Here is a 5862-nt window from a genome sequence, read left to right as displayed (position 1 = left end):
ACAAGCATAACAAACTGTTCAAGAGGGATTCGCAACGCGTGGCATTTTCACTATGCGTTGGTTTTAGTGTTTAAGGTGGTATGCGGCGGCTTCAGTATTGCGTTGCTCACCCCTTAACAGGGCGTTAGAGCGCAGGAGAAAAAGTATGAACATGACCGATATAGTTGAATACATTTCATATCTTATCGCCGGCATTATTATCGCTCCTTTCGGCTTTATGTTGTTTAAAGAATTCATAGGTAAAGATCGCAAGACAGTTACAGATGAAGTCAAATCGACAGTAGGTGACGAATCGAGAAAGTTTCTGGGTGGTAGGTATGGCGATGCCGTGGTAGGTCAATTTGCCGAGTTTAAACTGATCATAGCGATAGGCTTGCCAGTAGTACTATTTCTAGGAATTTCTTCCTTGGTAAATTCTCTTTTGAAAGTTCTGTTCAACCTGTGAGTTGCGCTCTAACAAACTGTTCAAGAGGGATTCGCAACGCGTGGCATTTTCACTATGCGTTGGTTAAAGTGATTAAGGTGGTTCGCGGCAGCTTCAGTATTGCGTTGCTCACCCCTTAACAGGGCGTTATAAGCACCCAAACTATGTTGTTCATCACTAAATCAATATTAACTTTATGGTATGGTGTTTTAAATTTTACTAAATAGATGAAAAATATGTTGCCAGATTTCCCATTTAGAGCATGGTATACAAAAGAATTAACAACGATTGATCAAGTCATAGAGAAGTTAATGCCTGATACATCATCAGGTTATTATTATCGAGGTATGTCAGATAGTGGGTTTATCTGTATTTCTAGTTACTATCGCCATTATGTATGGAATAAGAAAGATCTGGAATGGCACGATGTTGTGATTGATCCTGCAAGAAAACAATCATTTCCAAATATCAATGAAAAGGATTACATAGAGAAGTCTTTCTTAATTATTGAGCGCTTTAAAGATGAACTAGAAAGGTTAGGTTCAATTAGTTTACCAACTAATACATTAATTTATTTGGCACAACATTATGGCTTGCCTACTAATGTAATAGACTTCACTTTAAATGCTAAAATTGCATTGTATTTTGCGTGTGAAGAAAATCCAGATAAAGATTGTGTTGTATATGAGTCTAATATTCATGAACACATACAGCAGCTACTCGATATCTACCTTTCAGGTAGAGCAGGTTATACACGCATGAGTGAGGCGGAGTTGAGCCAGTGGATTATTGACCTCAAAACTACGATATCACCTACAGGCTTAAACTTAGTCACTCCAATTATTGAACTTGAAAATGTAAAATATAATCGACGTATTCAACACCAAGAGGGGGTGTTCGTTTACAACGCTGACGTACTTCCTTACGACTTGTCTATGTTTAACATTTCAGAGATGACGTACCATCCCGGAAGAAGCATTTATAAAATACCATCTTCTCTAAAACCGGAAATATTGGAGTTATTAGATTCAAAGTATGGAATTAATAAAGACTTTATCTATCCTGATAACTCTATTGATATCAACCTAGATGTCCTAAATGAAGCAGTAAAAAACACCAAGGATTATATTTACGAAATCTTTGAGTAGTGCTTATAACAAAGCGTTTAAGACAGATTCCCAACGCATGGCATTTTTCATTCCATCGTTGGGTTTTGTGTTTAAGGTGGTATGGTTAAGTTTCGTGGTAGCGTTGCTCACTACTTAACGCGGCGTTATGTGCTTCGATGAATTTTTAGTAAGCTCCGTCACAATCGCAACTGTAGCTACTTGGAACCATGTACTCAGTGCAACTTGGGTTCATACAAAAATACTCGCGTTCCTCTACAGTTTTAAAGTGGTCGTTCCAAGCGTTTGATATTTCTTTAAAGTCTTCACGAGATTTAGTTTTGGTCGGGTCTATAACGTACTGTACCCAATTTCCCTCACATTCGAAGCTAAAAACGTGAAGCCCAAATTGGATGAAAAAGTCAGCCGGTTCACCGGGTAAATCAAGCTCATGAAGTGGTCGAACTTTACCAAACCATTCTATGTCAGCAACGTCGCATTTTAGTGGGAGTGCTTTTTGACCAGGGCGTTTTTTTAAATCGGCAACAATACCAGTTTGGGGTTCTATGTAAGTTTCAACGTAGCCGTTTGAGTCTGTATTCATTGTATAATTGATTGCATTAAACTTAATTGCATATTATATACTACGATATTCCGTATGGGAATCGTGCCTACTGTGAACACGCACATAACAATCTGTTTAAGAGTGATTCGCAACGCGTGGCATTTTTACTATGCGTTGGTTTTAGTGTTTAAGGTGGTATGCGGCGGCTTTTGTATTGCGTTGCTCACACCTTAACAGGGCGTTAGTCGCCAGAAAAAGCTAGCAATCAAAATCATGTTTCTGAGCTCAAAATTTGGCAGCTGTTTGTTTGGTATACAGATTCATCGTCGATGGTCAAAGCTCAGTTTCAGCTATTTAAAGTCCAAAGTTTTGCAAGTGTCCTCGCGCGGTTGTTTTGTTCTTTGGTGCTGACAGAGCAGGGCAATCGAGAATTTGTTTTTGGTTGCAACTTTGCTCGGTGAGTTTGGTGGTTCAAAAGCTGATTTATTCGCTGAAAGGACGTTTTCTCTGGTGTGGTAAGTTCCACGTGGTTTCAGTGACTTTGTTGAAAGTCCGCACTGTGAGATTGGCTTTCCAAAAGCGCTTGTTGGTGTTGTCAGTCCGTTTTCTACGGCGTTGTTTTTTCCAAGTGGTTTCATTGAATAGTCGCTTTGAGACTACGCCTGATTTAAGTGCATCAAAACACATAAAGTTTGTTGTTCGCAAAGTTTAGTTCGGCTTAAAATTGTCGCTCGGTGCCTCGCGACTAACAAACTGCTCAAGAGGGATTCGCAACGCGTGGCATTTTTACTATGCGTTGAATTTAGTGATTAAGGTGGTATGCGGCGGCTATTGTATTGCGTTGCTCACCCCTTAGCAGGGCGTTATGTGCTAGGAGGATAAACGATAGTGCATTGGTTTCAAGAATATAAAGATTTGGTGTTTTCATCCGAAACCTCAGTTGAAAAGATTGATAAAGCAATTCGCTTGAAATTTGAAAATTTACCTAAACTTCTCTACAAATATCGAGCTGTGAATGAGTATTCGCTTAAAAATCTGGAGGAGGACAGCATTTGGCTGTCAGATCCAAGAAACTTTAATGATCCATATGATTGCTCGTTCAAGAAGACGGATGAACTAGACCCTTATGACCCAAGTGTTGTCCTAGATATGGCTTTAAGTTCAAGGATTATTTCAGAAGGAGATCAGGATTCAATTGACGCAATCCTAAGTAGTGACAACCCTACAACAACGCTTATGGAATTGAGCTATCCGGACCGCCCTGAGTATGCTAAGGCAATAGGTGACGCTTTAAGTGCTGCGGTAAAAGAGCAGGGACTTGGGATCATTTCGGAGCTATCTGAAAACATGAAACAAGCGTTTAAAGTTTGTTGCTTCTCTGAAGACCCTACATCTATTTTAATGTGGTCTCACTATGCTGACTACCATAAAGGGTTTTGCATCGCTTATGACTTCGGGGAATTAGGTAATGAAGATTTACGTACAAGAATGCTTTATCCCGCAATCTACTCAAATAACATGTTTGATGCTTCCGGAATCTTTTCTAAAAACAAAACTGTTAACAATATCTTGTATATTAACCAAGCTGCCCTTATCAAAAGTTGCGAGTGGCAATATGAAAAAGAATGGCGGTTGGTTTTCGGTAATGGTGTCCTTAGAGATGAGATGGGTTATCAAGTTCCAAAAGCCAAATATGTTATTCTTGGCACGAAAATAGCCAAAGAAGATGCAGATAAAATCATAGAAATCTGTGACAGAAAGGGTATTGAAGTCAAGCAAATGCAGATGTCTCCAGTGCGCTATGAATTAGATTACCAAACAAGGAAAGTTCGCACATAACAAAGCATTTAAGAGTGATTCGCAACGCTTGGCAGTTTCGCTTCGCTCAAGTATAGCCAAGCGCCGCTCACACCTTAATGCGGCGTTAGGCTTTAGGAGAAAAAATGAAATCATCGATGAATACAATAAAATTAATATACCCACCGATTTCTAATCGTTTTGCAGATCACTTGTGGGATAATAACCAAGAAGTCAGGGATTATTTAAAACAAAGCAAATTATATATGCTGGCTCAGCGAAAACAGGTGTTTTTGGCTAATTACAAGTTTAATGAAGCCACACAAACTCTTAATTTTTCGTTTACCTGTGGAGATACAACCTATAACGATTTGTCCGTTGAACTGTCACATTATATCGATACAGGTGAAGAGACGATAATCGAGGTAGGGGATGAAATCATTAAAATTTACCCGTCTGATGTCGATATCTCTGTCGAAGAACCCGCTTACTGGGCAACGCCAGATAAGTTATTGTGGGATCACTCCAAAGGTCGTGTGAAAATTATTGGTAACTTTAACCCACATGAGTTGTCTAGTTTCTATTTGTACTACGTTGGTATTTCAAAGGAAAACGATAGTTTTACTCGGTTATTTAAGAACGGACACCAAAACAGAACAAAGATTCTATCAAATGAACAGCAATTCTCTGATTCGGCGAGGTTGTCGGATGAAATTATGATTTTCTTTTTTGACAGTGAGGAGCTAAGAATCGCTCAATATGAATTTGGTGATGATAACTTTTTAGACCAAACGCTTAGCGATAAGAAAGATGTAATAGCTGATGCTGAAAAGGCGTTTATTAAGGTTCTAGACTGTAAATATAACAAAGAAAAATACGTAAATTATCCGCAGTGTAGAGATGGTTTATATGATAAAGGGTTAAGCAATTATTCATATCATATTGGCGATGATATAAACTTTATCGCCCCAAAAGCAAATATAAAAGGACGTGTAGATATCTTTGCTAAGCAAGATTATGATTTCATAATGATATCCGGTGAAGATGTTACTTTATTTAAAGGTGAAGAATTAATGGATGGACAAGCCTAACAAACTGTTCAAGAGGGATTCGCAACGCGTGGCATTTTCATTATGCGTTGGTTTAAGTGATTAAGGTGGTATGCGGTGGCTTTGGTATTGCGTTGCTCACCCCTTAACAGGGCGTTATAACTCAAGGAGAAATTGTGAAGCTGAAGAATATCAAAGGCGTGGCTAAGAACTTCACCTTATCATTTTTTAGTGGCGCAAATTACATCGATGGCGGGTTTGTCCGTGATGATATCTTCAAACTGGCTAGTCTTAAAGCGGGTGATTTAGTGAAAATTAGTTGGATTCCAACTAAAGATGAAGAGCTGTTTAAGCTAACGCCTAGAGTGCGCAAGACGGTTCTCGCTTATCGCAAGTGGCTACCCGAATTATGCGAATCACACAGTTTTCCTATCGAATGCTTCGAAGAATTTTATATATCGGCTTATCGTGCTGATAACCATCAAGTTTATGTCGAAGCGGTAGTTGTTGATCTAAATGGCAAGATCTATCAGCTGCCAATTTGGGTTTGAGTCTTAGTATCAAGTTTGAAGTGCGACACTTTCTACAGATGCGCATGAATATACTCCGTTGGTGTCCTATACCCAAGCCTTTTGCGTGGGCGCGTATTTAATTTGTGTGCAATTTCATTACAGAGCTTCTGTGTCACGTGTGACATAGAAGTTCGTTTTGGTAAGTATTGTCGTATCAAGCCATTGGTGTTTTCATTAGTCCCTCGCTCCCATGAGTGGTATGGATTTGCAAAGTAAAACAGGCAGTTATGATGTTTTTCTAGTTGTGCATAACCATGAAATTCAGTGCCGTTATCCGCAGTTATCGTCTTAAAAGGTAAGTCAGAGCGGGTCATGATTTTGCTCATTCTTACGTTGAGCGACTCGCTTG

8 protein-coding genes and 1 pseudogene are annotated in these 5862 nt (G+C 39.2%); 6 read left to right on the top strand and 3 right to left on the bottom strand.

Features of this window, described 5'->3' with window-relative positions; translation table 11 throughout:
* The 3 genes and pseudogenes from ATB78_RS28985 to ATB78_RS27480 all read left to right on the top strand — a co-directional run.
* A pseudogene (locus ATB78_RS28985) lies at positions 1–117 on the top strand (DUF3265 domain-containing protein); the annotation flags it as partial.
* A 28-nt stretch (positions 118–145) separates the two neighbouring features.
* Positions 146–445: a hypothetical protein gene (locus ATB78_RS27485; RefSeq protein ID WP_061011127.1), complete on the top strand. Its 300-nt coding sequence runs from the start codon at positions 146–148 to the stop codon at positions 443–445.
* 215 nt (positions 446–660) lie between these two features.
* Positions 661–1572 (top strand): FRG domain-containing protein, encoded by a 912-nt coding sequence (locus ATB78_RS27480; RefSeq protein ID WP_179947031.1) that lies wholly within the window; start codon positions 661–663, stop codon positions 1570–1572.
* Between the two features lie 145 nt (positions 1573–1717).
* Here the strand turns inward: ATB78_RS27480 and ATB78_RS27475 are convergent, their stop codons facing one another.
* Positions 1718–2134 (bottom strand): hypothetical protein, encoded by a 417-nt coding sequence (locus ATB78_RS27475; protein ID WP_061011125.1) that lies wholly within the window; start codon positions 2132–2134, stop codon positions 1718–1720.
* Between the two features lie 311 nt (positions 2135–2445).
* Complete coding sequence (locus ATB78_RS29730; RefSeq protein WP_179947030.1) at positions 2446–2733, bottom strand: hypothetical protein; 288 nt, start codon at positions 2731–2733, stop codon at positions 2446–2448.
* Between the two features lie 250 nt (positions 2734–2983).
* Between ATB78_RS29730 and ATB78_RS27465 the strand changes: the two genes are divergently transcribed.
* The 3 genes from ATB78_RS27465 to ATB78_RS27455 all read left to right on the top strand — a co-directional run bounded on the left by ATB78_RS27465 (position 2984) and on the right by ATB78_RS27455 (position 5492).
* Complete coding sequence (locus tag ATB78_RS27465) at positions 2984–3934, top strand: DUF2971 domain-containing protein (protein ID WP_061011124.1); 951 nt, start codon at positions 2984–2986, stop codon at positions 3932–3934.
* A gap of 104 nt (positions 3935–4038) precedes the next feature.
* Positions 4039–4983 carry a hypothetical protein gene (locus tag ATB78_RS27460; protein ID WP_061011123.1) on the top strand — a complete coding sequence of 315 codons (945 nt, stop codon included), beginning with the start codon at positions 4039–4041 and terminating at the stop codon, positions 4981–4983.
* Positions 4984–5117: 134 nt separating this feature from the next.
* Positions 5118–5492, top strand: a complete 375-nt coding sequence (locus tag ATB78_RS27455; protein WP_061011122.1) for a hypothetical protein — start codon at positions 5118–5120, stop codon at positions 5490–5492.
* A gap of 32 nt (positions 5493–5524) precedes the next feature.
* Here ATB78_RS27455 and ATB78_RS27450 read toward each other — a convergent pair.
* Positions 5525–5862 (bottom strand): IS30 family transposase (locus tag ATB78_RS27450; protein ID WP_155647874.1); only part of this gene is annotated, 338 nt, incomplete at its 5' end.

The organism is Vibrio sp. CUB2 (assembly GCF_001557945.1).
Lineage (GTDB): Bacteria > Pseudomonadota > Gammaproteobacteria > Enterobacterales > Vibrionaceae > Vibrio > Vibrio owensii.
The sequence above is the reverse complement of the archived record's forward strand: the minus strand, read 5'-3'. Positions and strand labels throughout refer to the sequence as shown.

Bases quoted from the DNA above. Each gene is read 5' to 3' on its own strand.
- ATB78_RS27485 (WP_061011127.1), top strand. From the start codon at position 146: ATGAACATGACCGATATAGTTGAATACATTTCATATCTTATCGCCGGC.
- ATB78_RS27460 (WP_061011123.1), top strand. From the start codon at position 4,039: ATGAAATCATCGATGAATACAATAAAATTAATATACCCACCGATTTCT.
- ATB78_RS27480 (WP_179947031.1), top strand. From the start codon at position 661: ATGTTGCCAGATTTCCCATTTAGAGCATGGTATACAAAAGAATTAACA.
- ATB78_RS27475 (WP_061011125.1), bottom strand. From the start codon at position 2,134: ATGAATACAGACTCAAACGGCTACGTTGAAACTTACATAGAACCCCAA.
- ATB78_RS29730 (WP_179947030.1), bottom strand. From the start codon at position 2,733: ATGAAACCACTTGGAAAAAACAACGCCGTAGAAAACGGACTGACAACA.